Source organism: Dysosmobacter welbionis (assembly GCF_005121165.3).
Lineage (GTDB): Bacteria > Bacillota > Clostridia > Oscillospirales > Oscillospiraceae > Oscillibacter > Oscillibacter welbionis.
On sequence record NZ_CP034413.3, the window covers coordinates 1449596 to 1471287 of the forward strand.

44 protein-coding genes are annotated in these 21692 nt (G+C 52.8%); 5 read left to right on the forward strand and 39 right to left on the reverse strand.

Going from position 1 to position 21692, the window contains the following annotated elements; all coding sequences use genetic code 11:
- Position 1: 1 nt before the first annotated feature.
- The 3 genes from EIO64_RS07745 to EIO64_RS07755 all read right to left on the reverse strand — a co-directional run bounded on the left by EIO64_RS07745 (position 2) and on the right by EIO64_RS07755 (position 1907).
- Positions 2-931, reverse strand: coding sequence for a hypothetical protein (locus tag EIO64_RS07745; RefSeq protein WP_249390847.1), 930 nt, complete (start codon positions 929-931; stop codon positions 2-4).
- Positions 932-945: 14 nt separating this feature from the next.
- Positions 946-1560: a phage scaffolding protein gene (locus tag EIO64_RS07750; RefSeq protein WP_136891110.1), complete on the reverse strand. Its 615-nt coding sequence runs from the start codon at positions 1558-1560 to the stop codon at positions 946-948.
- 167 nt (positions 1561-1727) lie between these two features.
- Positions 1728-1907, reverse strand: coding sequence for a hypothetical protein (locus tag EIO64_RS07755; RefSeq protein ID WP_136891111.1), 180 nt, complete (start codon positions 1905-1907; stop codon positions 1728-1730).
- A 175-nt stretch (positions 1908-2082) separates the two neighbouring features.
- Between EIO64_RS07755 and EIO64_RS07760 the strand changes: the two genes are divergently transcribed.
- Positions 2083-2274: a hypothetical protein gene (locus EIO64_RS07760; RefSeq protein ID WP_136891112.1), complete on the forward strand. Its 192-nt coding sequence runs from the start codon at positions 2083-2085 to the stop codon at positions 2272-2274.
- 260 nt (positions 2275-2534) lie between these two features.
- On the opposite strand, the gene EIO64_RS07765 is transcribed toward EIO64_RS07760, so the two are convergent.
- The 35 genes from EIO64_RS07765 to EIO64_RS07930 all read right to left on the reverse strand — a co-directional run bounded on the left by EIO64_RS07765 (position 2535) and on the right by EIO64_RS07930 (position 18782).
- The gene (locus tag EIO64_RS07765) at positions 2535-2678 is read right to left on the reverse strand and encodes a hypothetical protein (RefSeq protein WP_158629729.1); all 144 of its coding nucleotides are present in this window, start codon (positions 2676-2678) and stop codon (positions 2535-2537) included.
- Positions 2671-3075, reverse strand: a complete 405-nt coding sequence (locus EIO64_RS07770) for an HK97 gp10 family phage protein (protein WP_136891113.1) — start codon at positions 3073-3075, stop codon at positions 2671-2673. Before EIO64_RS07770 ends, EIO64_RS07765 begins: the two co-directional genes overlap by 8 nt.
- Before the next feature lie 7 nt (positions 3076-3082).
- On the reverse strand, positions 3083-4102 hold the full coding sequence (locus EIO64_RS07775; RefSeq protein ID WP_136891114.1) for a phage head morphogenesis protein: 1020 nt from the start codon (positions 4100-4102) through the stop codon (positions 3083-3085).
- Positions 4011-5459 (reverse strand): phage portal protein, encoded by a 1449-nt coding sequence (locus EIO64_RS07780; protein ID WP_158629730.1) that lies wholly within the window; start codon positions 5457-5459, stop codon positions 4011-4013. Before EIO64_RS07780 ends, EIO64_RS07775 begins: the two co-directional genes overlap by 92 nt.
- Before the next feature lies 1 nt (position 5460).
- Positions 5461-6738, reverse strand: coding sequence for a PBSX family phage terminase large subunit (locus tag EIO64_RS07785; protein ID WP_136891116.1), 1278 nt, complete (start codon positions 6736-6738; stop codon positions 5461-5463).
- Entirely contained in the window at positions 6731-7078 is a 348-nt protein-coding gene (locus tag EIO64_RS07790) for a hypothetical protein (RefSeq protein WP_136891117.1), read from the reverse strand. Before EIO64_RS07790 ends, EIO64_RS07785 begins: the two co-directional genes overlap by 8 nt.
- Before the next feature lie 550 nt (positions 7079-7628).
- Entirely contained in the window at positions 7629-7874 is a 246-nt protein-coding gene (locus tag EIO64_RS07795; RefSeq protein WP_136891118.1) for a helix-turn-helix domain-containing protein, read from the reverse strand.
- A 161-nt stretch (positions 7875-8035) separates the two neighbouring features.
- Positions 8036-8347, reverse strand: a complete 312-nt coding sequence (locus tag EIO64_RS07800; protein WP_136891119.1) for a hypothetical protein — start codon at positions 8345-8347, stop codon at positions 8036-8038.
- Positions 8340-8738: a hypothetical protein gene (locus EIO64_RS07805; RefSeq protein WP_136891120.1), complete on the reverse strand. Its 399-nt coding sequence runs from the start codon at positions 8736-8738 to the stop codon at positions 8340-8342. Before EIO64_RS07805 ends, EIO64_RS07800 begins: the two co-directional genes overlap by 8 nt.
- Positions 8714-9013 (reverse strand): hypothetical protein, encoded by a 300-nt coding sequence (locus tag EIO64_RS07810; protein WP_136891121.1) that lies wholly within the window; start codon positions 9011-9013, stop codon positions 8714-8716. Before EIO64_RS07810 ends, EIO64_RS07805 begins: the two co-directional genes overlap by 25 nt.
- Positions 8997-9344 (reverse strand): hypothetical protein, encoded by a 348-nt coding sequence (locus EIO64_RS07815; protein WP_136891122.1) that lies wholly within the window; start codon positions 9342-9344, stop codon positions 8997-8999. Before EIO64_RS07815 ends, EIO64_RS07810 begins: the two co-directional genes overlap by 17 nt.
- The gene (locus EIO64_RS07820; protein ID WP_207754059.1) at positions 9341-9499 is read right to left on the reverse strand and encodes a hypothetical protein; all 159 of its coding nucleotides are present in this window, start codon (positions 9497-9499) and stop codon (positions 9341-9343) included. The genes EIO64_RS07815 and EIO64_RS07820 overlap by 4 nt, the downstream gene beginning before the upstream one ends.
- A gap of 88 nt (positions 9500-9587) precedes the next feature.
- Positions 9588-9977, reverse strand: coding sequence for a hypothetical protein (locus tag EIO64_RS07825; RefSeq protein ID WP_136891124.1), 390 nt, complete (start codon positions 9975-9977; stop codon positions 9588-9590).
- The gene (locus tag EIO64_RS18760) at positions 9970-10095 is read right to left on the reverse strand and encodes a hypothetical protein (RefSeq protein WP_283251950.1); all 126 of its coding nucleotides are present in this window, start codon (positions 10093-10095) and stop codon (positions 9970-9972) included. The genes EIO64_RS07825 and EIO64_RS18760 overlap by 8 nt, the downstream gene beginning before the upstream one ends.
- Before the next feature lies 1 nt (position 10096).
- A complete protein-coding gene (locus EIO64_RS07830; protein ID WP_158629731.1) occupies positions 10097-10243 on the reverse strand; it encodes a YlxR family protein in 147 nt (48 codons plus the stop codon).
- Position 10244: 1 nt separating this feature from the next.
- A complete protein-coding gene (locus EIO64_RS07835; RefSeq protein ID WP_136891125.1) occupies positions 10245-10508 on the reverse strand; it encodes a hypothetical protein in 264 nt (87 codons plus the stop codon).
- A complete protein-coding gene (locus EIO64_RS07840) occupies positions 10508-10711 on the reverse strand; it encodes a hypothetical protein (protein ID WP_136891126.1) in 204 nt (67 codons plus the stop codon). Before EIO64_RS07840 ends, EIO64_RS07835 begins: the two co-directional genes overlap by 1 nt.
- Positions 10708-11043 carry a hypothetical protein gene (locus tag EIO64_RS07845; RefSeq protein WP_136891127.1) on the reverse strand — a complete coding sequence of 112 codons (336 nt, stop codon included), beginning with the start codon at positions 11041-11043 and terminating at the stop codon, positions 10708-10710. Before EIO64_RS07845 ends, EIO64_RS07840 begins: the two co-directional genes overlap by 4 nt.
- On the reverse strand, positions 11030-11269 hold the full coding sequence (locus tag EIO64_RS07850; protein ID WP_136891128.1) for a hypothetical protein: 240 nt from the start codon (positions 11267-11269) through the stop codon (positions 11030-11032). The genes EIO64_RS07845 and EIO64_RS07850 overlap by 14 nt, the downstream gene beginning before the upstream one ends.
- Positions 11259-11585 (reverse strand): Lar family restriction alleviation protein, encoded by a 327-nt coding sequence (locus tag EIO64_RS07855; RefSeq protein WP_136891129.1) that lies wholly within the window; start codon positions 11583-11585, stop codon positions 11259-11261. The genes EIO64_RS07850 and EIO64_RS07855 overlap by 11 nt, the downstream gene beginning before the upstream one ends.
- Positions 11578-12177 (reverse strand): DNA cytosine methyltransferase, encoded by a 600-nt coding sequence (locus tag EIO64_RS07860; protein WP_136891130.1) that lies wholly within the window; start codon positions 12175-12177, stop codon positions 11578-11580. The genes EIO64_RS07855 and EIO64_RS07860 overlap by 8 nt, the downstream gene beginning before the upstream one ends.
- 46 nt (positions 12178-12223) lie before the next feature.
- Positions 12224-12970, reverse strand: a complete 747-nt coding sequence (locus tag EIO64_RS07865; protein ID WP_136891131.1) for a phosphoadenosine phosphosulfate reductase — start codon at positions 12968-12970, stop codon at positions 12224-12226.
- A gap of 27 nt (positions 12971-12997) precedes the next feature.
- Positions 12998-13321, reverse strand: coding sequence for a helix-turn-helix domain-containing protein (locus EIO64_RS07870; protein WP_136891132.1), 324 nt, complete (start codon positions 13319-13321; stop codon positions 12998-13000).
- Entirely contained in the window at positions 13311-13640 is a 330-nt protein-coding gene (locus tag EIO64_RS07875) for a hypothetical protein (RefSeq protein WP_136891133.1), read from the reverse strand. Before EIO64_RS07875 ends, EIO64_RS07870 begins: the two co-directional genes overlap by 11 nt.
- Entirely contained in the window at positions 13637-14251 is a 615-nt protein-coding gene (locus tag EIO64_RS07880) for a DUF6291 domain-containing protein (RefSeq protein ID WP_136891134.1), read from the reverse strand. The genes EIO64_RS07875 and EIO64_RS07880 overlap by 4 nt, the downstream gene beginning before the upstream one ends.
- Before the next feature lie 14 nt (positions 14252-14265).
- Complete coding sequence (locus tag EIO64_RS07885) at positions 14266-14682, reverse strand: single-stranded DNA-binding protein (protein WP_136891135.1); 417 nt, start codon at positions 14680-14682, stop codon at positions 14266-14268.
- Complete coding sequence (locus EIO64_RS07890; protein WP_136891136.1) at positions 14682-15401, reverse strand: hypothetical protein; 720 nt, start codon at positions 15399-15401, stop codon at positions 14682-14684. Before EIO64_RS07890 ends, EIO64_RS07885 begins: the two co-directional genes overlap by 1 nt.
- Positions 15398-15973 (reverse strand): metallophosphoesterase family protein, encoded by a 576-nt coding sequence (locus tag EIO64_RS07895; protein ID WP_136891137.1) that lies wholly within the window; start codon positions 15971-15973, stop codon positions 15398-15400. The genes EIO64_RS07890 and EIO64_RS07895 overlap by 4 nt, the downstream gene beginning before the upstream one ends.
- On the reverse strand, positions 15970-16287 hold the full coding sequence (locus tag EIO64_RS07900; RefSeq protein WP_136891138.1) for a hypothetical protein: 318 nt from the start codon (positions 16285-16287) through the stop codon (positions 15970-15972). The genes EIO64_RS07895 and EIO64_RS07900 overlap by 4 nt, the downstream gene beginning before the upstream one ends.
- On the reverse strand, positions 16284-16640 hold the full coding sequence (locus EIO64_RS07905; RefSeq protein WP_136891139.1) for a hypothetical protein: 357 nt from the start codon (positions 16638-16640) through the stop codon (positions 16284-16286). Before EIO64_RS07905 ends, EIO64_RS07900 begins: the two co-directional genes overlap by 4 nt.
- On the reverse strand, positions 16637-17230 hold the full coding sequence (locus EIO64_RS18765; RefSeq protein WP_136891140.1) for a 3D domain-containing protein: 594 nt from the start codon (positions 17228-17230) through the stop codon (positions 16637-16639). Before EIO64_RS18765 ends, EIO64_RS07905 begins: the two co-directional genes overlap by 4 nt.
- Positions 17227-18147, reverse strand: coding sequence for a pentapeptide repeat-containing protein (locus EIO64_RS07915; RefSeq protein ID WP_136891141.1), 921 nt, complete (start codon positions 18145-18147; stop codon positions 17227-17229). The genes EIO64_RS18765 and EIO64_RS07915 overlap by 4 nt, the downstream gene beginning before the upstream one ends.
- A 3-nt stretch (positions 18148-18150) precedes the next feature.
- The gene (locus EIO64_RS07920) at positions 18151-18327 is read right to left on the reverse strand and encodes a hypothetical protein (protein ID WP_158629732.1); all 177 of its coding nucleotides are present in this window, start codon (positions 18325-18327) and stop codon (positions 18151-18153) included.
- A gap of 85 nt (positions 18328-18412) precedes the next feature.
- Entirely contained in the window at positions 18413-18613 is a 201-nt protein-coding gene (locus tag EIO64_RS07925; RefSeq protein WP_136891142.1) for a hypothetical protein, read from the reverse strand.
- Entirely contained in the window at positions 18606-18782 is a 177-nt protein-coding gene (locus EIO64_RS07930) for a hypothetical protein (RefSeq protein WP_158629733.1), read from the reverse strand. The genes EIO64_RS07925 and EIO64_RS07930 overlap by 8 nt, the downstream gene beginning before the upstream one ends.
- 171 nt (positions 18783-18953) lie before the next feature.
- Here EIO64_RS07930 and EIO64_RS07935 point away from each other — a divergent pair, with 171 nt between their 5' ends.
- The gene (locus tag EIO64_RS07935) at positions 18954-19154 is read left to right on the forward strand and encodes a hypothetical protein (RefSeq protein ID WP_136891143.1); all 201 of its coding nucleotides are present in this window, start codon (positions 18954-18956) and stop codon (positions 19152-19154) included.
- Between the two features lie 133 nt (positions 19155-19287).
- Here EIO64_RS07935 and EIO64_RS19195 read toward each other — a convergent pair whose 3' ends face one another.
- Positions 19288-19524: a helix-turn-helix domain-containing protein gene (locus tag EIO64_RS19195; RefSeq protein ID WP_136891144.1), complete on the reverse strand. Its 237-nt coding sequence runs from the start codon at positions 19522-19524 to the stop codon at positions 19288-19290.
- A gap of 178 nt (positions 19525-19702) precedes the next feature.
- Between EIO64_RS19195 and EIO64_RS07940 the strand changes: the two genes are divergently transcribed.
- The 3 genes from EIO64_RS07940 (at position 19703) to EIO64_RS07950 (ending at position 21592) form a co-directional block, all read left to right on the forward strand.
- The gene (locus EIO64_RS07940; RefSeq protein WP_136891145.1) at positions 19703-20056 is read left to right on the forward strand and encodes a helix-turn-helix domain-containing protein; all 354 of its coding nucleotides are present in this window, start codon (positions 19703-19705) and stop codon (positions 20054-20056) included.
- Positions 20057-20257: 201 nt separating this feature from the next.
- Complete coding sequence (locus tag EIO64_RS07945; RefSeq protein WP_249390848.1) at positions 20258-20464, forward strand: hypothetical protein; 207 nt, start codon at positions 20258-20260, stop codon at positions 20462-20464.
- Between the two features lie 147 nt (positions 20465-20611).
- Positions 20612-21592 (forward strand): tyrosine-type recombinase/integrase, encoded by a 981-nt coding sequence (locus EIO64_RS07950; protein WP_136891147.1) that lies wholly within the window; start codon positions 20612-20614, stop codon positions 21590-21592.
- The last annotated feature ends 100 nt before the right edge of the window (positions 21593-21692 follow it).

The window sequence follows — 21692 nt, forward strand, 5'->3', positions numbered from 1 at the left end:
ATTAACCCCCCGCCGATACGGTAATCTTGGCAATGCCATCCAGATATTCAGCCCAAAGCTTCATGCCCATAATGGCGTAGCTCTCGCCCACAGCGGTGGAGTAGTTGCCCTGGGCGTGGAACCCGATCAGGTTGGTCTCACCCTGAGTGGTGTAGTTCAGGCCCAGCCGGGCAAACTCGCTGTCGCCGGGATCGATGTAGTACAGGTCGATATTCTCCACAGGAGTCGCCAGAACCGTATTCCGGGCAATGCCAGAGCCGCCGGAGATCGTGGCGGGCAGCAGGAACAGCGTGGAGTAACCCATGAAATTCTGGATGTAGTTGATTCCAAACTGGGTCTGCACCGTGATGTCAGCAGTGCCCAGGTAGTCGTAAGCATCAAGAATATTGGCAAAGCCAACGACCTGAGTCACGTCCTTTGCCATTCCAGCGAACTTGTCCAGCACCTTGCCCTGAGCCTGGGCAAGAGCGGCCTGCCAGGTGGTAGCGGTGCCGGCCAGAGAACCGGTGTTCAGGAAGGTGTAGAAGTCACCCAGCACCACGTTCTGGAGCTTAGTCAGGAACGCATCGTCGGACTTCTCCACGGCGATCTCCGCGCCGTACTTGTCCACATCCTCAATGGGCACAGCCTTGGCGTACTTCTGGATGGTGATGTCATCCTTCTTGGCCTGTACGATGGTGGTCTTGGAATAGGGGATTACCTCGCCGGGGCCCACTTCGCCATCCTCTAGATCCACGCTTGCGGTGTAAGAGATCAGCTGAGTGCCGGGCGTCTTGCGGATAGGCCGCATAATGCCCAAGATGTTCCGCAGGGCCTCCCAGTTGTCATTGAACCGGGTAACAAAGTCCACCTCGCGGGCGGTCACGGTGGTATATACATTGGGGAGCGAATCGCGAGGGGTAGTAAAGCTCTCAACATTGGTAGCTGCCATTCAATTCAGTCCTTTCAAGTAATTTGATTTTCCATGAGCGCCTTTTGACGCTCTGCGGCGGACAAAACATACCGTCCATGGTCATCCTTTTTGTAGATGTCGGCCTTTGTCATTGCACCGCTGTTGTTGTTTGCCGGGGGATTGGAGGTCTGCGCGCCCCTGGTCTCCGTGGTAGTAATAAAGTCCGCCCACTCGCTCTTGATGCTCTCTGTGAGCTTGTCAGCGCCCTTGATGGCCCCCTTGTCGTCCAGCTCCACGCTGTCCACGTCGGAGACCTTCAACACGGATTCCAGGCGCTTCTCGCTTACCCCGGCTTCTTGCAGGAGCGCCCGATATGCCTTTTCCTTGGCCGCGCGGCTCTCCTTTTTGGTCTGCTCGGTCTTGTAGCCCTCGAATTCCTCTTTCAGGGCCTCATACTTGACCTTGTAGCTGTCTTTCTTTCCCGCTTCCAGATCCGCCTGCGCCTTTTCCAACTGCTTCTGTACTTCGGGCAGGGCTTCTGCGTCGGCCTTATACTTCGCAACGTCCGCTTTCAGGCCGTCCACGGTCTCGCTGTGCATGGAAATGATCTCGTCGATCTTTTCCTCGTCGATGCCCATCGCTTTCAGGGCACGTCTGGTCAGTGCCATAATCAGTCTCCTTTTCTTCGGCCCCAGTACTTCGGGGGCGACTGTGATATAAAAACCGCTGTACTTTGCGGGTTTTACCAAATAAAAAAGGAGCCAACCTGCAAGAAACCCTTACAAGTTGACCCCAACGGTCCTTCCCGCTCACCAATTAGAGCAGGGTTCAGTGTTTACTTTTCTAAAAATTCATCAAGCACCCTTTTCAATATTGAATTGACGCTGGTCCCTTCTTCCTTTGCTTTTTCTCTCACCTTGTCCGCATATTCCTTTCGGACCTTACACCCTAAAACAGTCATGTGTTCAGCAATGTATTTGTTATTCGCTCTTTTCTGTGCCTCTGTGAGTGCCATTGTACCACCTCCAAAATCATTTTACATGATTTTATATGGTTTAACAATGTACAATCCGCACAATATATATGGTTAAACTTTGCGAAATTTGCCGCTTGAATATATGGTTAAACCATGTTATATTATACTCACAAGGAACAAACCACGACAGGCCACAGGCCGGGAGGGAAAGAAAATGAAAAGAGTGCGCATGACGCTTGATGAAATTCGTGCCGAGTCTACATACTACATAGAGACACATGACAAATCCGCCGGCATATGCACATTGGTTGATGTTGAGAACATGGGCTTTTGTAAAGATGGTGTTACCCGTTGGTATCATTTCACAAACGACGAGGGGCAACCCGCTGTATATTACAAATACTGAACCACACCACCCGCCCCGGAGGTCACGAGGGCAGAAAGGGAAAAAGATGAACAACACGAGATTTAACAAGTTGTGGGATTTATTGCACAAGTCCGGGGAAGTCAAGTTCGCTGATTGCAACGAATCTCTCTCGCTATCGCTCGTCCCATCCAGATATGGGTATGAAGTTTCTCTGCGCTCTGGTGGAAGCACGGTTCTTGTGCACTATGACAAAGAAAGATTTCGTGAAATATTAGTTGACTAATGCCTTTCTTCCGCCCCTAACCGGGGCGGTTTTCTTTTGCCTGGAACTTGATTTCCCGCTTGTCCTCCAGAACGATGTACCCATCTCCTTTTTTTCGGACTACGGCGTCGTTTCCTTTGGTAATGATGGCCTTGATAATGGCCCATGCTTTTTCATCCATTTTTCAGTTCATCCTCTATGATATTCCGGTAGGTCTGCGGGTGGTCTGCCACCGCCGGTTTCAAAAACGGGTGTGCTTGATTGCCCCTTGTCCAATGCCAGTTGCCCTGTGCGTCCTGGTACACCCACGGCGTGGGCCGTCCGCCTCCGCCCTCCGCATAAATGCCGGTGCCTAATTCCTGGTAAACGCCGTATTCGACGTTCGTCCCGACGTAAGCGGCCATTTCATCTTCAGAAACTGCGTGTGAAATGCCGTTTCTAAGCCGCCCAGTGTCAACCGGGGCAAGGTCCTTTGCATACCCTTCCGCCTCCATCCCGCAGCGCTCCAAGGCCCGCAGGCAAGCCGCGCGAAACGCTTCTCCCACCTGGGCGGAGTTGTTTACAACGTCAATTCGCATTTCGCTGTTATTCGCCACGGCTTTTCACCCACTCTTCCCATTCGGAATAGGTCATTTCGTTCACCAACACATAGCGCCCATCCGGCCCTTTTACTCGCATTTGACGAGGTTCTGCCTCTATTCCCTCTTTTTCGACGGTTCTCATGCTGCACCGGCAGTTATACAGATCACCGGGCTTTGCGCCTTGCGGGTCTCCCGGGAACATCATTTCGCTCCCCAGGTCAGACACAAAGGGCTTGTCATAGTCAACGGTTTTCCCGTCCAGCATGGCGTGACTGTGACGGGTCCTGTTATCCTTAGTCGCTATCCACCGTTTTCTAACCTTGATCCCCATCTTAGCCGCCGCCACATAGCTGTCCATCCTCCCGGCGTTTTCCGCGCCTGTGACGGCGGTTCTAGCCGCTCTCACGGCGCTTGTCCGGTTCATGTCAGATATCCGGTTTTGCAGGTCATCAGCTATCTTCTTGATACTGCTGCCCTGTAAGATACTGCTTGTGACGCTTGCGGTGATCTGCTGTTTCCCATAGGCCAAGTCGATACCACGCTTGACAGCCTTTTCCGGCGGATAGTATGGCATCAAGTCTGGTTCTTCGATGATCAATCGCTTTACGGTCTGTTCGTCCCATAGTGTAAACCCCACATCACCCGCCGCTTGTTCAATCGTGTATGCGGCATAATTTCGGTTCAAGGAGTAGATCCCAGGCGTATCATCATTGACATAAGCTATTGCGGTTTCGTTTGCCTTTGTGTACCGCTCCGCAACCTTTGTGGCTAGATCATCAAACCGTTCTCCACGTCCGATCTGGTTTAAGCGCCACTGTTTATAATCTTCTTCTGTCCATTCCTTACCATTTTGAACGGTTCCGATCAGCTTTTTCATCTGTTCGTCCCGTTCTTGGAAGCGTTCAAAGTAGTCGATGACTGTTTTTTCAAGGTCATCCCAGGCTTCCCAGTAGACCCTCGCTATTCTCCGTTCCAGCCGTTCCAGTTCCTGATCCGTCCACTGGTGCCCCAGGTCTGTTGGCATTATTCGTCACCCCCAGCCTGTCCATTGCTTCGGCATCTTTCCGCTCCAAAATGTCATCTACCTCATCGTTTGTCAGCCAAGGCAAATGACGGAGAATGGCTTCAGAGTCCAAATAAGTAGCCGCAGTCATGACCATCTGCGTTTCTTCAAGTTGGTTTGCAATGCGGTTCCACTGGAAAGACGGCGTGTCGTCAATGTCAAGCAAAGCCAGCAGCTTCCCGATAAAGTCCCGGATGTAATACTCAAAATCTCCGCATTTATCGTCTTGGCTTTGATATCCCATTCGGATGGCCGTGGCGGTCAGGTTCCCGCTCATGATCTTATCCATGTCCACAAGCTGGAAATCCTCGTACAGGTCACTCCGCAGCCTTGTAAGCATGGCCTCCCGCGCCTGGTATGGAACGTCCAGTGTATGAGCCTCTGCCCCGCCTCCGTCGTCGCTGTCCACCGTTGCGGCTCTCAATGTCCGCATCCTATCGAGGAACCGGGCGATGTCTACGTCATCCATGCCGCCGGAGTTTTTCAAAACCCAGTAAATGCCGCTGGAATCGTCAATTTCGTTGGCAAGCCCAGACTTAACGAAATCGTAACAGTCAATGGACTCCCGAATTCCAACCAACTCACTTTGACGAAGATCATTGGCATACATGGGAATGATCGGAAATCCAGGGTAATTGTCGCCGCTCTCCACAGTTTCCCCGTCCACTTCTGACCGGCGGATCGTCTGCCGATAGGGGCGCTTGTCTTGGCTTACCTGTATGTCTTCGCCTTTACGCTGGATGTACTCTGTGTATCCGTCCAGCTCATAGAGGGTATAACGTTTCGTTTGTGTCTCTTCCAGGCTCCAATAGCGAATTCCGGCCTTTAGAAAACCATCGTCCTGGTCGTACAGCGGTACAAATCCTGGCTCATTCGGAGTATCAGCGTAGCTAAAAACTTCAAGATGGTCATAGTTCCAGAAGCCAAACGCCACCTTGTCCACCATGGCTTTCTTAGCCATTTGGGACAGTCTGCTATCAAATGTCTCTCCAAGCCGCTCTTTCGTGCCATCCTGCTCGAAGGTAACGCCATTAGAAAGCACATACTGCACCTGCTGAATGACAAACCGCCGAAAAAACAGGGTTTTTAGCTTGTAGTTCGCAGAAAACAGATCAGGATAAGCCTGCCCGTTGGCTTTGTACAGGAATTTCTGGAACTTCTCAATGGTCAGGTTGTGCTTTGCATAGTACGCCTCCGCAGCAGCGGCAATCTTATAATCATCGCTGGAAGTATGGTCCTGAACGGCTCCCCGCACGAATTCCATGCGGTCTTTTTCGTTCTCACCCACCGCCAGCAGGTCTTGATATGTCCTCAACATCTCACCTCCGTGCATAAAGAGGTATGTAAGTATTTTTTGCCTGTTGCCCAGGCCGTCTCCAGATTGGCTCCGTAGCATAGCGGACGGCGTCAATATGGTGGTTGTCTCTATCAGGATATCCGCTGATAATGTCGCCGTCTTTCGTCCGCTCGTATTCGTATTCCATAAACTCCTCGCAGGTATCCGGACAGCGCTTTGGGTCAATCACAATAGATTTCAGGGATTGCAGCCACTTCATGGAATACTCCACACTTCCAGGCCCTTTAATAGCACCCGTGCAGTGCAGGCCGAATTTCTTATAGTCCGCTACACTTTTCGGCTCCGCGCTGTCTGCAACAATGCGGTCCTCTCTGGTCAAGCCCTTTTCAAGGAGTAGATTTGCCGTTTCTTGGTTGCCCATCTTGTTTCGAGTCAGCTCATCGAAGATATACAGCACACGCCGTGCCGCGTCATAATGGCAGCGATTGAATGCCCACGGGTCCGGGAAATATCCCCAGTCCACGCCGTTGCAAATCCGGTCAAATGCGGAAACTTCTTCGTCTGTCAGCTCTCGAACGTCGATATTTTCAAAGACATTCCCGCCCGTACCAACCGGAATCCCGAGATATTCATGCTGATATGCCCGCTCGTCCGTTTCTTTGAGGTATTCCGCTTCTCGCAGGAACTGTTCCCCCAACCACTCTGGCGGGGCTTCCAAGTATGTGGATTTATGACACAGCCTGTCCGCTCTCTCTTCAAGGCTATCTTTGTTTGCCCAGTTGTCCCGGCTGATCGGCGGGTTGTAGCTCTCGAAGTTCCAGAACTTAGAGCCGCCACGCATTGTGGATTGAAGAATGGTTCGGATTTCCGCCCGCCCTGCAAACTGATCCTTTTCCTCAAAGTGGGTGACGGCGATATATCCGAAAGGCACCTTGATAGACTTGATCTTCATGGGGTCATCAGCGCCACGAAACATAATCTTCTGTCCTGTCGGCTTATAAATCAGTTCCATCGGCTGGACCTTAGCTTCCCAATAGTCCGCCATTCCAAGTTCGCCAATGGCCCACAGATATTGAGCATATACGCTGTCTCGAATGGTGTTTGCAACCTTGCGCAGGACCAGCGCATGTGTCCCTTTATTGGTCAGTAGAATCAACGGAACAAGGAGCGAAACGCAAGATGACTTCAGAGAGCCGCGCCCACCAGACAGATCATAATGAGTGTGGCCATGTTGGAACACATCTCGAGCAAGCAAGTGGAACGCTGGGCCAAGGACTGTTGACAATCTGATTTCAGACATCGATTACCACCTTAACCTCGTCCTCCGTTTTACTTTGGTCTCCCAGCAGGTCAAACAGCACCTTTGCCGCCTTGGCGTCTCCTTTAGCGGCCTTGATGGACAGCCCGGCGATGATCGCCATTTGGTTGTCCACATCCTCTGGGGCAACGCCATCTTTGGCTAATTTGTTCCATGCTCTTTTGTCGGAAACCGGCAGAGACAGGTATAATTCCGCCGCTTCTCTCAGGCTTTTCTTGCGTCGGCGGGCTTCGCCGGATGCACGACCGCCTTCTCGGCCCAGCTCTCTGGCTTCCTTCTGGCTTCTCTGGTCCATCGGTATAAGGTTCTGTTCATTCGGCATATCACCTCACCTACTTCAAATACTCTTCAAACAGCCTCCTGAACAGCACTCTGGCCTCGTCAGGGTTATCTCGTGTCCTTTCATCCATCCCAGAAAATCCGCCCACAGCGCGTCTGAGCGGGCTTTACGGGCTTCCAGGTCTTGGTCAAACTGTCCCGGATTGTATCCGTACTTGCTGGACACTTCTCCAATACGATGACGCTTTATCTTTGTTTGCATCCCCGATCCCGTCCCTCCCATCTTTTCAGCGAGACAGGCACGCCCTATTTGGCGCCGCATGGAGGGCGCGACCCTCCGGCCCTGATCGTGGGCTGATACGCTCGTGCGGCATATTTGAAGGGAGTCCCCCGGCAGGAAACGTACAAGAGAGGTACTCCTTTCCGTTTAATATCTGCTCACTAGATACCCTGCCGGGGGAGTGGGTTGTCCTTTGGGCCGTGGTTGGTCACAGCCCGAAAGGGGAGGAAAAAGAAGGAGCATGGGGAAGTCACTCCCTCATGCTCCATTGTCGCATAAGTTCAACTGGCAATTCCTCAAAAAGGAGGAATTTTCAAATTTTCTTATGAGACGATAAAGGTTTAACTACGCATGGATAGTCTGTTCGTCCAAGTAAGTAATCTGTTGACACTTCAAAATAATCAGCTATTGCCTCCAGAGCGTCCGTCCCTGGTTTTCTGTTCCCAAGTTCATACCTTCTGATTTGGTCAGACGATATCCCGCACAGCTCGGAAAGCTTGTATCTGCTCAGCCTGTTTCTTTCCCTTAACCGCCTAAGCCGTTCCGGGAACTCATTCACCGGGCATCTCTCCTTTCCTGTACCACTTCATGCCGGCGCATCGCCAAGATGTATTGCAGGCCACGGATATTTGACTCCTGGCAACTCCAAGGGCCTCTGCGGCGGCTTTTTCAGACGGGTATTCAGTAACGGTCCCATCATTGCTGACAGATACCACCGGCTTAGCTGGCATCGTCCACCTCCGCCAATGCGTTAAACTCGTCTCTGTTAAGCGGCTCTGTCGGTCTTTCCTGCGGTGCTAATCCTCGGACCCGCAACGCCGTTAAAATCGCATCCGTGTTAAGCCCCAAGAAAGTTGATAGCTGCCGCATGGAGTACCCCTCTGCGCGTTTGAGCGATATCCACTCCCATTGCGCATCAGAATACATATCACCAGGGAAATGGTATCTACGAACCATCCATATCCTCCTTCTTAATCCACCACCGTCCTGCTCCGCTTCGATGGGGGCGGAGATGCGGGTCCAGTCAGGCATTTCCAGCACCTCCGATGATCTCGTCAAGGGTATATACATGACCCTTTTCAACAGACGGGAACAGATGTCTGGTGATTACTTCTCTCTGAAAATATGTGCCGTCTACAATTTCCAGGCACTGCGTCCATGCACCATCGTATTTTATTGCATTGATCTCCGGGAGCAAAACTTTGATTGCCTTCGCCCTCTCCACCTCCTGCTCGGTGAAGCGGGGCTTGCAGATGATGCAATCAGCGTTATTGATAATGTAACAAAGTTCTCCGGAGGTCACTTCTCCACCATGTGCATTTCTGATCTCTCCATCTGTACCGACAAAATAACTTTTCGGCTCATCAAATGGGAAGTCATTAAACTGGAAGTTCTGGTTTACCTCAACCCCAGCACCTCGCAAATTCTCGGTTTGTCCATGTTGGCCTCCAAACTTTCACCTTTGCTATCATTTTTTGTAAGTACATTTCCATCTTCCACCACCTCATAGCCCATCAGGCGAGCGGCTTCGTGAGGGTTGGCTCTTACGTATTCATGACACGGCCTCTTTGTCCCTGCGTATTGCTGCACGGGTTCCCGAATCTCGCAATAGTCGCAATCTTCTTTGCTATCGCAAAACTGCGCTAATGCCTGTTCAATGGTAAGTGCGACTTCGCCCGTCTTACTCCGAAACTTCATGGTCGGCCTCCTTGCCCATGCGGGCACCACAATGACAATATGGTTCTTCTTTTAGCTCCTCTCTTCCGCATAAGCTACAACGAAATGATGTGTATTCATGGAGAATAGGATCCCCATTCTGGTCATATTCAACTGGAATATATGTATGATGGATTTCTGGATTCCATCTCCCGTGTCGCACCGGGGCAACGTCAGCGGCGGGGATGCCTTTGATTGCTCCGCCAATATTCCAAGCCACGGTATCGCCGCAATAGTCTGCCATTCTAAGCCGATCTTCATATTCTTTCTGGCAGATGTCGAGTGCTTCCGCCCTCTCGATGTACTCCTTCATTCTCTCCACCTCTGTTCGTGGTCGTCTGCAATCCGTTTAATGATTTCCAGCTCTTCATCCGTCAGCGTCCGGTTCCACGCAATGGAAAAATCGCCCGTACACCGATTCGGGCAGGCCGTACACTCGCAGCGGTTGGCGTTGCTGGTATCATTCACCCTGAATGGGCAGCTGTGGTTATAGCAGTCAGTTCTAATCCCTAATTCCCGTTCGACAAATTCAGCGGGATACATCGGCGGTATAGTTTTATTCTCCATCCTGCTCCTCCAATACGGTCATATCATAGCCGCTCTCTATAAATCGGATCGTTTTTTGATGGTCGCAAGCGTTCCCGAGATAAGTGTAAATCTCTCGCATATCCTCCACACTGAACCTAGTGTCAAGATATTGATTTATACCATTCAGGAAGAAAATATGAAGGGCTGTATTATCTACTGCACGGCGAAACGGCGTGGACTTACAAGCCGCGCGGGAAAACCACTCCAACACCTTGCACTTTACATCCAGTTCGCTCTTGCAAGTGCTGATATTGAAATACACATTTGCCTTTTGGTGGGCGATAAACTCCCCCTGGGCGTTGATGAACCATCCAGGGAAGGAAAGCCCAAGTCTCCTAATGACTGCCCAATCAACCATCCTGCTCCCTCCGTAGTGCGGCCTCCTCGCGGGTCAGGAAAACGGTTTTACCGCTATATTCGGTGTTGCCAATTTTGAGCCGCCATTTCCCGCCGTCAAAGTATGTCAGCCGCTTCATGTCAGTCCTCCTCATACTCCGGGTGTACGCCCATGCAACAGTCAAAGCAAATCCAGCCAGTGGGAGAACATTCATCTCTCACCATCTCGCTCTGCTCATACCGTTCCCCACAGATACCGCACTTTCGGTAGTATTTACGCTTTTTCATGTCAGCCCTCCTCGCCGTCCCACTTCCATGCGGGGCAAAGTTTGTGCAGGTCCTCTACTGCCGCATCCCTCTCCCGCTTCATCTGATCTCTCTGATTTTCTACAATTTCAATACACCGCTTCACCTGTTCCAGCTCGGCCCGCAGCTGCTCGTTTTCGGCCCGGAGCGTGGAGAGGGTGGTGGCGCCATCAAGTGCAACGCCTCTTTTCAGGTCCTTCCCTTCAAAATATCCGTTTAGCTGCTCAATCAGCTTCTCAATGTCCATCAGGTGTCCACCTCCACTGGTTGCTTCATCCACTTCAATGCAGCTTGCCTGCACCCTTCATAAATCGGAATGTTTGGATAAGCACAGATGAAATTGCATACTCCGCCTTTTTCATGCTCACAACACTTACAAAAGTCGGCTCTGAGAAAAATGTCCGCCAGTTCCTCGTCGCTCATGGCCCGGATTTTATCTGCGTTTGTCATGTTTCATCCTCTCCCTCCGGCGGGCGGCGGTAAAACACCCAATGCGGGATTTCCTTTACATTGTAAATGCTACCTGCAGGTGTGATGATATGCCCATGCTGGCACAGACACCAGTACCCGTTCCCGCCCTCGATGGGTTTGCAGGCAACCCACACAGGCTCGTCCATCTCCCGCAGTTCCTCCAGCGTCAGCGGCTCGTTCGGCGGGGTGAGGGTGGGCGTGAAGTAATCACACCCATCCGTACAGAAACAGCTTGCGTTCTGCGATTCTCGGCTCGCCCACAGCGCACATACCTTTTCGTGCAGGCACTTCTTGCAATCAAACTCTTCCATCTTTCAGCGCCTCCTCAGTCGCAATCATCTCGATTACCGGAACAACTTCAAAGTCTCTGTCCCACGAAGAACAGCCGCTTCTAGCCTGCGCCTCAGAACGATATGTCTTGACGGATACGTCTTTTATTTCGGATATGGGACGAAAACTAAAAGCCTTTGCTAGACCGCACCAGACCTCTGTTCTGTTTTTCCGCATGACCACATAGCGCTTGCGCTCAATCCGCATCGTTCAGGACCTCCATCCTTTTCATCACCATCTCCACTTCCATCTTGATCCCCTCCAGCATCTCCATTTCCTCCGCGCTCAGAATCGGCGCGCGGGTGTTCCAGGCCAGGCGGGCTTCGTGTTCCGTCTTATACCATCCGCTGTTCGTAAAACATTTCATGCAGATCACATTTCTGCGGACATTTGGCTGATAGTAACGTTCGTTCCGCACCCTTGCCTGTCCTCTGCACATAGGACATGGCACCAGCACCCCCGCATCCGTCAGCCGCTTCGCAGCATCTTTATTTCCGAGCATGGCTAATTTGACGTCATCCATTACAAATTCCTCCCCATTGTTCTGCCATTGCCTGAGCTATGCCTGGAAAGGTCTTGGCCCGATTCTTCTGTCGGTCTTTCCCACCTCGCATGAACCATGTTCCAGCTTCGTGACAGCTGCATTTCGGGTCAACAATGTTAGTTGGCTCCAAAGGAGGAAGTCCTTTCAACCACAGGCGGGTCTTTTTCTGAACCGGGTGTCCGAACATCCACGGCTGGACCTCCTGGGTGTGCGGCGGCATTTCATAAATCTTGCTGGATACTGGGTTCTCCACACAGATGTGCGGGCAGTCGGCATTCAGAAACCTCAAGAAAAATGCTTTTGCCTCAAGCCCTGTCCGATAGCGCTCCTGATTGAGAACGCCCCCCTTGAACAGGTGTTTTGCTCCGGCGTTCGACAGATATGTACAAGGCGGAAACGCCAGAATCATGTCCCACTGCATTTTCAGCATCTCCAACGCGTCACATTGGATGTGCCACTCAGGATGGCCTCCGCTGCACGGCTCAATGTCGCAGCTGTATGCTTCATGCCCCAGCGCCCTGAATGCTTTGCACACTTCCTGAGACTCTTCACAAGCCACCAGCACTCTCATAGCTTCGCCGCCTCTTTGTCGCCCAGCAGGGCGCGCTTTTCATCCGTCATAGTCCTAAATCCTCCCATGTGATCTGCCGTTCTTCCAGGTCAAACCTGGACCCCATGTAAATGATGTTGTCATCTGTCCGGAACCGCCCAGGGAAAGCAACGTTTTCCACGTGTTGGAGCTCTAAGAGCTTATCCCATAGCTCCCTATGGTGTGCCCGCAAATGTCGGAACTCATTGTCACTGGTATTTGGGCAGAAGAAGCACCCGCCACGCTTACAGAACTCATAGGCTGGAGAGAGGAGCCCGTATTTCCGGCAGAGTTCGCGCGCATCCTTCTGGGTGTATCCGTATTTCTGCAGCAGGGATATTTTCTGCCCGCCCAGGCGCAGCAGTCTTTCGTCCTCGTCTGCTGCATATCCGATATACTGTACTGCTCCTTTATGCGCCCGGCGAAACCGGCCCAGCGGAGGTGTCTTACAGCGATCTTGCACCTTGCAAAACCCCGGCGACGGGAATCCTTGATACTTTCCGGCCCGCAACCCCTTTTTGATCTGGTGCCAAAACACGTCCATAAACGTCTTTTGAGATCGCAGAACCTCCACGCGCACGCCATGTTCCTCAAACCACGGGATTGCTATCCCGTGGATAAAATCTGCATGTTCCGGGACCTCTCCGCTGGTATGCGCATCAAACATGACCTCACAGTATACCAAGGCTGTCAAAGGCTCCCCGTGCTCGAGAGCAAGCAGGGCTGTTGCCGTACTGTCTGCGCCGCCGGACCATGATGCAAAATGCTCAGTCATGCTCTCTTCCTTTCCAGCGGGCGGCTCTCATGCTTCCACCTCCGACGGATAGACTGCGTACTGGCCCTTGCCGTAACGCTGGTATTGGGACGCCATCCGCCGGAAGGACTGGTATTGGATGCCCAGATATTCCGCACACTCTCGGGCGGTGCCCTCAAAGGCGTATTGCCCGTCCTTGCCGTAGATGGTGTACATCTTCAGGCAGTAGCGACGCGGTATCCGCACACGCCCATATTTCCGGGCCCAGATGCTGACGGTCGAAACGGACACATTGACCGCTTTGGCAATGTCCTTCTGGAGGCATCCCCGGTCCACCATCTCCAGAATGGTTTGCAGCTTCTTAGTTGTCATGACTTGCCTCCCATTCCCGGTACAGGGAAAACCAGTCCTCCGCCCGCATCGTCACCAGCCACTCGCAGCGGCTCCGCCGGTGGGCTACAATGGGATATTCCCAAGGAGGCGCATCGTGCTTGGCCTGGGCCATGGCTGCCTCCAAATCCAGCCGCTCCACACGCTTGACTTCCTGATGGATGCCGGGCAGCCCTACAACGTCAGAGGCGTCCCCGGTGTTCCCGCAATACTGAGCCGTGCGGCGGCAGTCATAGCCCTGCCCACGGCAATAGCTGGCCCATTCCAGCTCTCCGCGCTTGCCTTTTTGTTTGCTGTTCATGGTTCCTCCTTGTGGTGATACATTTCCCGGATGTACTTCCACGTCTCGTCGTTCATGCTTTGGGCAGTAGGTTTTTCCTTCCCTTCCTGCTTCCTGCGCTTTTCCCAGGTGATTACAGCCTGTTTCCAGTCCTTCATGGGAGACTGACCGATCTTCCAGCCCTTGGAGGCGTAGAAAGCAACAAACGACTCTGGGTCTACCCCGTTGTTCCGCTCCTGACAATATGCCCTGACTTCATCGACTGTCGGAGGTGAAAAGCGTTTCCCCCTGGAAGAGGGGGTAGGGGGAGTATAACTATCGTTCTCATTCTCTTCCTCTCTCTCTACCTCACCCTCTACCTCTATCTCTCCCTCTATATTGCTTTCCGTTTGCTTCCGGTTTGCTTTCGGTTTGCTTCCGCCTCGCTTCCCGTTTGCTGCCTTTTTGCTTGCTTTGTCAAGTATCGGTTTTACAAGCAAAAAGGAAGCGGATGCCTGTCCTGTTAATGGCTTGCTTTCTCCCTCGAACACATAAGTACAAATCGCCGTCACAAAGGGAAGCTGGTCCTTCTTCGGAAGCACTTTTAACGCCTCCCAGAAGCTGCGGTAAAAGGTAAATTGGTCACGTTCCAAGCAGTTCACCCGCCTTAAAACGGCAGTTTGCCGTCCTCTTCGCCGATCTCGGCGAAGTCTGCGGCTGAGACATTGACGCCGCCGCTCTGGATGGGGAAGTGGGACTCCTTTTCTGTGGGCCACACATAGTCCGCTATCAGGTCTGTATAGGTTTTGCCGTTGTACTCCCGGCTCTCCAGCCGCCCGGCGGCGATGACCCGGTCGCCCTTCACCATAACGGACAGCTGGCGGGCCAGATGCCCCCAGCCCTTGACAGTCAGGAAAGCGGCGGTTCCGTCCTTGCGGCCATAGGCCCGGACGGAGATGGAGCCGACCTCCTTGCCGTTGCTGGTGATGCGGATATCGCCGTCACAGGTGGCCTTTGCGATGACGAGTCCGGTCTTGACCTCGTTGCCGCTGCGGTCATAGTCCGTAATGCCATTGATAAACATCAGGAGTCCTCCTTTTGCAGAGCGTCCACCAGGGCGTCGAAGTCGCCGGACTTGATCTTGCTGGCGCTGTCGTAGCCGTGGGAGCGCAGGAAGTCCTTGGCCTCCTGTTTGGTAAATCCGTGGCGGCTGGCGCAGGTGTAGAAGAACTTGACCTGGGCGGGGGTAATGGGCTTTTCCGGGTCTTTGTCCGCGAAGTAGGCCCCGGCATCCTCTGTGTCGCTCTCAATGTCCTGAGTGAAGCTGTCGGACATGCATCCCAGGGACAGGGCGGCGGACACCAGGGCCCGCTTCTGTGCCATCTTCAGGGCGCTGTTGGCGCCGTCGTAGGGGGACTGGCTGCCGGTGCGGCCCTCCCGGGTGTTGGCGGAGCCGTAGGAGCTGGTAATGATGTACTCTTTGCCATCCACGATCTTCACCAGGTCACAGCGGACGGCATAGAAGAAGAATCCAGTCTCCTGGTTTTCGATCTTGCTCTCCATGTGGTATCGCTGGCAGAGGCCGTAGGCTACAGCAACTTTTTCGGCGCCTGCCTTGAACAGGGTGGGGTGCTTCGTCATGGCCTCCCCGTTCTTCTTGCGGATCACGCCGAAGTCGATGCCACGGCGTAGGGTCTCCGGCTGGCAGCCAAACACGGAGATTTCATAGTCCCCGGTATGGGGCTTGCGCTGCACCGTCAGGGGCGCGGCGTTATAGCTGTAGAGCATTATTTCTTCACTCATGCGTGGTTCTTCCTTTCCACTGCCTGATTCATGAACAGACAGATTTTCAGCAGTTCCAGGTCATAGCGGACTTCCGTGAGCTCATAGGTCCCATCCTTGGAGAGTTTCAGAGCATAGAGATAATCCGGGGTACTATGCCATGGGGGCATCAATTCTTGGTAGGCTGTCAGCTGGGCCCGGAGAGATGGGCCGTGGAGTTGGCCAGTCTTGATGTCCAGGATACAGCTGCGGCCATCATAGAGCGTCCCGTATCGGTCCAGCGTTCCTGCGTAACCAAATTCCAGATTCCCCATGGGGTGCTCGATCAGCTCCCAGTCCGGGCGGTAGTCTTTCAGGAAGCGGCGGTAGGCTTTCAGATACCCGGCGATCTCCGGCGTTTCCTCCGGTGTCTCGCCATAGTCGATCAGGGCGCAGGCTTCATGGACGGCGGTCCCCCGGCGGGCGGCGGTCTCCGCCAGCCACGGCTTATCCGATTTGTAGTCGTATGCCAGAAAGCGGCAGATGTGGGTAACGCTGGGGAGTTCCACGCCGTCCAGGGTATAGGTATGGGACTTTTCATCAAACTGGATCACCGGAACTCGCTCCTTTCCTTGATGCTGCGGCCGTCCAGCCACTCGTCCAGCTGGTCCTCTTCCTCTTCCCGGAGAGTGTCGGCGAAGCCCCGGAAACGGGATAGAAGGGAGCGGCGGCAGGATTTGCAGAGGATGACCCCAGCGGGCATATAGTCTTTGCAGATGGGGCAGACGGCGGCGTCCTCGATATAGGACTGGCCGCAGACGGGACACAGCTCCTCCCGGTAGCGGTAGCCGGGGAATACGGTGGGGTCCGTGCCCTCCCGGACCATAGGGGCGTCAAAGTAGGCATTGCAGATTTGGCAGTGCTTCATGACTCGCCCCCGATCCGGAACGCATCTTCCGCGGGAATACCCATGAGACGAGCCACACTGTCCCGGAATGGCTTGGAGGCAGCCAACCGCCCGGAGAGCATCTGGTATGCCTGGGCGTATGAGACGCTGCCCACGTCCTGAATGAAGCTCTTGACCACGCCGCCATAGTTTTCTACAATGTACCTTCGGATGACCGGATACAGCACGGACGGGGGCCGGGGCGGGATTCGGATGCAGGCCGATAGGTCATTCTTGATGGTGCAGTCCGCGTATCCGATTTCCCGGGCGATCTCCTGCCAGTTGTGGCCGTCGATCCGCATCGTGAATGCCTTGATACGTTTTTCTCTTGTCAAATAGCTCCCTCCTCGATGAAATAGATTGTAGCGGTACGGACTCCGGCCTGGATGGCGGCCTCGTGGCTCTCCATGCAGAGGTCGATGTGGGCGCCTTTCACGGCGCTTCCGGTATCGTCCGCCCGGTAATAGTGGAGTTCTCCGTCTCCGTAGTCCACCAGGACATCAGAACCCAATGGGATGATGGACGGGTCCACGGCCACAGAGACGCCGGGCGTGGCCCTTCTGCCGCTGGCGGTGATGCCGTCGGACTTGCCGCAGCAGCGGGAGCAGGTGCAGTAGTGGGTGACGGTGACATCATCCAGGCGGACGGCATGGGACAGCAGCGCCGCCTCGATCAGCTCGTTTTCCGCGGCCTCCTGCTCCTCTTCGGTGAGATAACAGCGGACCAGGGCCGGGGTATCGTCGCCGGGTAGGCTGCCGTCCTGCGTGGCGGGCTCCGGCTTGTGCATGGCGGGCCGATCTGCTTTCACCGTCATAATCAGGTAGCTTCCCAGCCACGCCAGCAGCAAGATCAGAAATAGGAGATATGTAATCAGCTGCCGCCTCTGGCTCCGGCGCCGCCGCTCTTCGCGGGTCAGCTTTTTCATAGGATATGCCTCACCGCTTCTTCTCGGGTAATATAGAAATGGATGCCCGTGCTGCACTCGTTCCAGCGGTTTTCGTCGAAATCCGAAACGGAGACCACAGTTCCGGGAATGTAATGGAAGTTCTCATCTCTATCACTGACGGCGACCTGCTCCAATACAATCCCCTCTAAATCCTGAATCTCCAAAACGGTTGCCTTTGAGCAGCGGCACTTCCGGCCTGTTCCGGAACTGCGCACGGCATCTTCGGTAATTTCCAGCTTTACAATGCACTCATGACCGCTGGTTTTGACCCTTGCCTTTTTCCAGCCGACAAAAGCGCCGATTTCCGGGCAGGCAATGGGATAAAATAAATTTTTTGCCTTTTCAATGTAGTCGGCCCTGGACAGGTCGGCCCTGGACAGGTTGGCCCCGAACAGGTTGGCCCTGGACAGGTTGGCCCCGGACAGGTCGGCCCCGGACAGGTCGGCCCTGGACAGGTTGGCCCCGAACAGGTTGGCCCTGGACAGGTTGGCCCCGGACAGGTCGGCCCCGGACAGGTCGGCCCCGGACAGGTCGGCCCTGGACAGGTTGGCCCCGAACAGGTTGGCCCCGAACAGGTTGGCCCCGAACAGGTTGGCCCCGAACAGGTCGGCCCTGGACAGGTCGGCCCTGGACAGGTCGGCCCTGGACAGGTTGGCCCCGAACAGGTTGGCCCTGGACAGGTTGGCCCCGGACAGGTCGGCCCCGGACAGGTCGGCCCTGGACAGGTTGGCCCCGAACAGGTTGGCCCCGAACAGGTTGGCCCTGGACAGGTTGGCCCCGGACAGGTCGGCCCTGGACAGGTTGGCCCCGAACAGGTTGGCCCGTTTTCCGCCATTTTCGCCTCGTAGCCATTTAAAGTGCTTGTCCAAAATATTTTTCAACTCTTGTTCGTCCATGCGTTATTCCTCCTTGTAGGTCTCCCGGAAGCTGCCTTCGGGGAAATCGAACTCCACGGTGAAATGATGGTGCCGCTCGTTGATGGAGACTACCCGGCAGGGATGCGGGCCTGTCCTTGCGGTCACAAAGGCGCTGGTGGGGATGGTGGGTTCCAGGCACAGCTTGTCTCCAATGTTCATCTGTGGCCCTCCAGTCTGTCCAGTATCCAGAAGAGACCGTTTGTCAGGGAGATGGCTCCAGCGGTCAGAACGATGATTTGAAGGATCATTTCGACACCTCCGAAAGACTCCGGGCCAGGGTGGCGGCGGAGATTTTGGAGCCGTTGAAGGGGAAGCGGTTCTTCAAAGTGCTGTATTTCTTGATGCCGGTGAATCGCCGGACATCCTCCAGGGACAGCAGGTGCCGCCCTTCGGTGAATTCTAGAATGTCCGCGAGGTTGTCGCGGTAGTATCTTGACTCAGACATTCGGGTCCTCCTTTTCTTGATGGTCGTGGTTGCTGTTCGGGTCTGACGGGCGAAGGCGCAGAGCCTCGTCAAAGGTCATGCCGTAGGCCGCCCGGTTAAGCTTGTCCATCAGATGTTTGGTGTTGCGCGCCTGGGCTTCCAGGTCTTTGATGCTGTCTTTTTCGTTCATAAAAACCTCCTTGTCATTTGACCCGGAGGCGTGTATAATAACCTCGCGGGCCTGTTGGTCTACTCAATAGGTTCCGCAGCCCTCGTCGGTGTCGCTAGCACTGGCGGGGGCATCTTTATTGTCCTTTCTCCCTGAATGTGATAGGATGAGGGGAGAAAGGGGGTGAGCCTTATGTCTAATGAAACTCTCAAGACGTTTCCTGATAGCTATGCAGAGGCACTTGCGATGCTTTATCTGCAAAATCAAGACCTTAGAGAAAAAACACCGTCAGAAATTCATACTATGTATCAAGAAGCGTACTATGAAATCCTTAAAGACCACCGAATTAAAGCTAAATCTGGATGGTTCAAGGATTTAAAAGCAACTGACTAATGCTAAGCATTGCATTAGAAAGTGCTACCAAGTCGCTATCTGATATGCACTTCTTGGAACGCTCGGAAAGTAGTTGCAGCTGCTTTTCGAGCGTCTCTAATATCTGCTGATTGTCCATCTCTCTCACCTCCCCTCACCCTTCGCCCTGATCCGAAAGAAGCTTGTCTACGGTGACGCCGTAGAGCTTTGCGATTGCAGGGAGCATACTAGCTCTAGGAAGTGATCCGCCCTGTTCTCTCTCCCAAAGGCAAACAGCAGAATCGGAAATACCAAGTCTGTCCCCAACTTCCCTTTGTGAAAGACCCGCTTTTTCCCTGCATTCCTTAAATCTCAAAATTTCACCCCCAAAACGCTTAATATTACTTGACATCTTGGGCTGCACCGCTTAATATTGGATTGTCAGGACAATAGAAAACGGTGCAAGCCCAATATTAAGTGGGCCTGGTTTTTTGTGGCTTAATCACTTAACAATATTAAGTATATAGCATTGGCCTCTTAATGTCAAGCCCTTATTCTTAATTTTATTAAGTGATTTTGAAAGGGACTTTATGGACATTATTTATTTTCTCGCTCAGATTGATAGGCTCCGTAAAGAGCGAAAAATGACAAAAGCAGAATTTTATGAAAAGGCTGACGTAACAGCATCAGCGGTCTCCCAATGGAGAAACGAGAAAACTGTTCCAGCAGAAACGACCATCCAAAGAATTGCAGATTTGTTCGGAGTTGAAGTTTCTTTTCTGACTGGGCAAAAAGAAATCCCGCCCACCGAAAAGGTAGACGGGATGGAAGAAGAACTTATTCAGATTTTCCGCTTGTTGCCTGATGATCTGAAAGCGGGAATTCTGGCTCAGATAAAAGCCGTTCTAGTTCAGCGTGGATTACTTCCATCGCAGTCAGAATAGCGGCCTCCTTGTTTGTGCTTTTGCTGATAATCTGGATCAGGTCTTTTTCAAGGTTCATCCGACATTCCTCCTTTTTGTTTACAATATATGCTTAACGTTGTGTCGAAATTGCACAGAAGCGTGCAACAAAAATAAAATTTTTTAGAGAGAGGGAAAACTATGCAATGCCCTAAATGTGGAAGCGAAAACGTCAGCGTTCAAATGGTAACCGAAACGCAGTTAGTAGACAAACATCACGGGATTATATGGTGGATTTGCATTGGTTGGTGGTGGATTTTTATTAAATGGCTTGTGTTTACACTTCCCGCTTTAATTGTAAAAATTTTTGCGCCCAAAAAACAAAAACTGAAACAAAAGCAAAAATCTGTGTGTGTTTGCCAAAATTGCGGGTATCATTGGGAAGCATAAAAAACCGCCGTCAGGTCTCCCCTGGCGGCGTACTTATAAGGGGGTGTCTTTTTGAACTGTATACGTTGCAAAGCGGAGTTGCCTAAAGGGGCGACATACTGTCCTGCCTGCGGAAAGAAACAGACTGGCACTCCCCCACGGAAGGCCTTGAAACGTGCGAATGGCACCGGAACAGTTTATAAGCTGTCCGGCCGGCGGCGCCGTCCTTGGGTAGCTGCCAAAAATAAAGTAATCATCGGGTATTATGAGCGCAAAACAGACGCTACAGAGGCTCTGGAAAAACTGTCTGGTCGGGACTTGTCTGAGCGGTACAACATGACATTTGCCGAGGTATTTGAGGTGTGGAAAGCTGAGCATTATCAGGAGATCGGCGAAAAAGGAATTGAGGGATACAATCGGGCCTTTGCTGTGTTTACCCCGCTCCACGAGAAGAAATTCAGGGACCTCCGCACAGCAGATTTTCAGTTGGCCCTAGACCCACACATGCAGAAATCGCACTCCACCGTGTCAAAGTACAAGCAGTTGATTACGCAGATGTCACAATGGGCCATCCGGGAGGAAATCTGCACCACCAACTTTGCCAAATTCGTCCGGCTCCCGGAAAACGTCAAAAAAGAAAAAGACATCTTTACAGACCAAGAAATCGCAAAACTGGAAGCTGATAACAGCGAAACGGCAAAAATCGTTCTTATGCTGATTTATACAGGTATGCGTATTGGGGAGTTGTTCTCACTGCCTCTTGCGGACTACCACGGTGCCTATGTTATAGGCGGAGAAAAAACAGAGGCCGGACGCAATCGCATCATTCCTATCCGTCTAGAAGGGCGCGGCTATTTTGCCTATTTCGCCCAACAGGCAACCGGGCCACTACTCCTGTCTGGATATACCGGCCAGCGCCGCCCGGAAAACTACCGCAAACGGGATTACTACCCTCTGTTGAAGAAACTGGGCATTCCGCAGAAAAACCCGCATTGCACCCGGCACACCTATGCCAGCTGGGCAAGAAAACAGGGAATGGCTCCGGAGACCTTGCAAAAAATCCTGGGCCATGCGGATTACAGTACCACAGCAAATATCTATGTGCATACAGACGCAGATGAATTGATACAGGCAGTCGAAAATTGTTAGAAATTTGTTAGTAACCGAAAAAAGTTTTTAAAAATTTTCCTCGATTTAAGTTTCGATTTTCCTTGAAATTACTCGGTTTAACCATTCTACAATGTTTTGA

Coding starts and splice junctions, on each gene's coding strand:
- EIO64_RS07915 (WP_136891141.1), bottom strand. CDS start 18,147: ATGGACGAACAAGAGTTGAAAAATATTTTGGACAAGCACTTTAAATGG.
- EIO64_RS07890 (WP_136891136.1), bottom strand. CDS start 15,401: ATGAGTGAAGAAATAATGCTCTACAGCTATAACGCCGCGCCCCTGACG.
- EIO64_RS07770 (WP_136891113.1), bottom strand. CDS start 3,075: ATGCGAATTGACGTTGTAAACAACTCCGCCCAGGTGGGAGAAGCGTTT.
- EIO64_RS07855 (WP_136891129.1), bottom strand. CDS start 11,585: ATGGATGACGTCAAATTAGCCATGCTCGGAAATAAAGATGCTGCGAAG.
- EIO64_RS19195 (WP_136891144.1), bottom strand. CDS start 19,524: ATGTCAAGTAATATTAAGCGTTTTGGGGGTGAAATTTTGAGATTTAAG.
- EIO64_RS07870 (WP_136891132.1), bottom strand. CDS start 13,321: ATGACAACTAAGAAGCTGCAAACCATTCTGGAGATGGTGGACCGGGGA.
- EIO64_RS18765 (WP_136891140.1), bottom strand. CDS start 17,230: ATGAAAAAGCTGACCCGCGAAGAGCGGCGGCGCCGGAGCCAGAGGCGG.
- EIO64_RS07875 (WP_136891133.1), bottom strand. CDS start 13,640: ATGAACAGCAAACAAAAAGGCAAGCGCGGAGAGCTGGAATGGGCCAGC.
- EIO64_RS07815 (WP_136891122.1), bottom strand. CDS start 9,344: ATGAAGGAGTACATCGAGAGGGCGGAAGCACTCGACATCTGCCAGAAA.
- EIO64_RS07745 (WP_249390847.1), bottom strand. CDS start 931: ATGGCAGCTACCAATGTTGAGAGCTTTACTACCCCTCGCGATTCGCTC.
- EIO64_RS07850 (WP_136891128.1), bottom strand. CDS start 11,269: ATGCGGATTGAGCGCAAGCGCTATGTGGTCATGCGGAAAAACAGAACA.
- EIO64_RS07785 (WP_136891116.1), bottom strand. CDS start 6,738: ATGTCTGAAATCAGATTGTCAACAGTCCTTGGCCCAGCGTTCCACTTG.
- EIO64_RS07930 (WP_158629733.1), bottom strand. CDS start 18,782: ATGAACGAAAAAGACAGCATCAAAGACCTGGAAGCCCAGGCGCGCAAC.
- EIO64_RS07940 (WP_136891145.1), top strand. CDS start 19,703: ATGGACATTATTTATTTTCTCGCTCAGATTGATAGGCTCCGTAAAGAG.
- EIO64_RS07860 (WP_136891130.1), bottom strand. CDS start 12,177: ATGAGAGTGCTGGTGGCTTGTGAAGAGTCTCAGGAAGTGTGCAAAGCA.
- EIO64_RS07780 (WP_158629730.1), bottom strand. CDS start 5,459: ATGTTGAGGACATATCAAGACCTGCTGGCGGTGGGTGAGAACGAAAAA.
- EIO64_RS07790 (WP_136891117.1), bottom strand. CDS start 7,078: ATGCCGAATGAACAGAACCTTATACCGATGGACCAGAGAAGCCAGAAG.
- EIO64_RS07885 (WP_136891135.1), bottom strand. CDS start 14,682: ATGTTTATCAATGGCATTACGGACTATGACCGCAGCGGCAACGAGGTC.
- EIO64_RS07935 (WP_136891143.1), top strand. CDS start 18,954: ATGTCTAATGAAACTCTCAAGACGTTTCCTGATAGCTATGCAGAGGCA.
- EIO64_RS07835 (WP_136891125.1), bottom strand. CDS start 10,508: ATGGACATTGAGAAGCTGATTGAGCAGCTAAACGGATATTTTGAAGGG.
- EIO64_RS07920 (WP_158629732.1), bottom strand. CDS start 18,327: ATGAACATTGGAGACAAGCTGTGCCTGGAACCCACCATCCCCACCAGC.
- EIO64_RS07775 (WP_136891114.1), bottom strand. CDS start 4,102: ATGCCAACAGACCTGGGGCACCAGTGGACGGATCAGGAACTGGAACGG.
- EIO64_RS07755 (WP_136891111.1), bottom strand. CDS start 1,907: ATGGCACTCACAGAGGCACAGAAAAGAGCGAATAACAAATACATTGCT.
- EIO64_RS07925 (WP_136891142.1), bottom strand. CDS start 18,613: ATGTCTGAGTCAAGATACTACCGCGACAACCTCGCGGACATTCTAGAA.
- EIO64_RS07800 (WP_136891119.1), bottom strand. CDS start 8,347: ATGCCTGACTGGACCCGCATCTCCGCCCCCATCGAAGCGGAGCAGGAC.
- EIO64_RS07825 (WP_136891124.1), bottom strand. CDS start 9,977: ATGGTTGATTGGGCAGTCATTAGGAGACTTGGGCTTTCCTTCCCTGGA.
- EIO64_RS18760 (WP_283251950.1), bottom strand. CDS start 10,095: ATGAAGCGGCTGACATACTTTGACGGCGGGAAATGGCGGCTCAAAATT.
- EIO64_RS07945 (WP_249390848.1), top strand. CDS start 20,258: ATGGTAACCGAAACGCAGTTAGTAGACAAACATCACGGGATTATATGG.
- EIO64_RS07810 (WP_136891121.1), bottom strand. CDS start 9,013: ATGAAGTTTCGGAGTAAGACGGGCGAAGTCGCACTTACCATTGAACAG.
- EIO64_RS07750 (WP_136891110.1), bottom strand. CDS start 1,560: ATGGCACTGACCAGACGTGCCCTGAAAGCGATGGGCATCGACGAGGAA.
- EIO64_RS07830 (WP_158629731.1), bottom strand. CDS start 10,243: ATGAAAAAGCGTAAATACTACCGAAAGTGCGGTATCTGTGGGGAACGG.
- EIO64_RS07900 (WP_136891138.1), bottom strand. CDS start 16,287: ATGAAGCACTGCCAAATCTGCAATGCCTACTTTGACGCCCCTATGGTC.
- EIO64_RS07865 (WP_136891131.1), bottom strand. CDS start 12,970: ATGACTGAGCATTTTGCATCATGGTCCGGCGGCGCAGACAGTACGGCA.
- EIO64_RS07760 (WP_136891112.1), top strand. CDS start 2,083: ATGAAAAGAGTGCGCATGACGCTTGATGAAATTCGTGCCGAGTCTACA.
- EIO64_RS07845 (WP_136891127.1), bottom strand. CDS start 11,043: ATGGAAGAGTTTGATTGCAAGAAGTGCCTGCACGAAAAGGTATGTGCG.
- EIO64_RS07765 (WP_158629729.1), bottom strand. CDS start 2,678: ATGGATGAAAAAGCATGGGCCATTATCAAGGCCATCATTACCAAAGGA.
- EIO64_RS07840 (WP_136891126.1), bottom strand. CDS start 10,711: ATGACAAACGCAGATAAAATCCGGGCCATGAGCGACGAGGAACTGGCG.